Below are 989 nucleotides of genomic sequence, written 5' to 3'. Positions count from 1 at the left end.
GTACCGGGTCGCGGTGGAGCGCTTCGCCGAGCGGTTCCGGGACGCGGCCGGGAAGGCCGGCGAGGGGGACTTCGGCCCGTTTTTCGCCCTCGTCTCCATCCAGATGTGCCCCGAGATGTTTTTCCATGAGCCGGCGGAGATCCAGGCCCCGCTCGGCCTGTGCCCGGCGCCCGCGTACTGGGACGACGACCTGGTTTCCCTCGCCATAAGGCTGCCCACCGGATGGAAGCTCAAGGACGGCAATACCAAGTACATCCTGCGCCAGGCGGCGGCCGCCGACGTGGACCCGCAATACTGGATGCTGCCCAAGATCGGCCTGCAGGATTCCTTTTCCTTCGTCATGCGGTCGGACGCCGGCCGGGCCTGGCGGGCGGCGCGCCGCGAAGAGGTGCGGGAGTCCGAGGAATACGGGTTGTTGCGGTCCGCCCTTCCCGGCGGCCGGGTCGAGGCCGACAGGCTCATCGGGCTAATCGTGTGGAAGGCGCAGCACGAGTGAGTGGTATGCCAACGATTTTTTTTAAGAACATTCCCAATCAAGCTCTGGCGTTCGCGATCGGGACAGTGGCGATCGGCCTAGTCCTGCGGATTTGGCACTTCGTCGGCGCCAGATCGCTGTGGATCGATGAAGCAATGATTGGAAAAAATATTATCGACCGCTCGTTCGCCCAACTTTTCCAGTCTTTGGATTACGGACAAATAGCGCCTATAGGATGGCTGATCTTGGAGAAAGTCGCCTACAATATGATCGGAGGTCTGGAATATTCTCTTAGGTTGGCGCCGTTTATTTTCGGAATTGCCGCACTCGGTGTTTTTTCTTGGCTCACACTCCGTTGTTTTAAAGGGATATTGGCACCGATTGTAATTTTTCTATTCGCCATAAATCCGAGGCTTATTTTTTATTCCGCGGAAGTGAAACAATACGGTGCCGATGTATTTTTCTCCTCTCTCCTTACACTAATCGCCTTCTATTTTCTCGCTCGGGAGCGGGT

2 protein-coding genes are annotated in these 989 nt (G+C 57.5%); both read left to right on the top strand.

What is annotated here, in order from left to right:
• Positions 1 to 496, top strand: a 496-nt coding sequence (locus FVQ81_18720; GenBank protein MBW7998564.1) for a hypothetical protein, incomplete at its 5' end; no start/stop codon positions are given.
• Positions 497 to 501: 5 nt separating this feature from the next.
• Positions 502 to 989, top strand: a 488-nt coding sequence (locus FVQ81_18715; GenBank protein ID MBW7998563.1) for a hypothetical protein, incomplete at its 3' end; no start/stop codon positions are given.

This window comes from Candidatus Glassbacteria bacterium (assembly GCA_019456185.1).
GTDB lineage: Bacteria > Gemmatimonadota > Glassbacteria > GWA2-58-10 > GWA2-58-10 > JAJRTS01.
The sequence above is the reverse complement of the archived record's forward strand: the minus strand, read 5'-3'. Positions and strand labels throughout refer to the sequence as shown.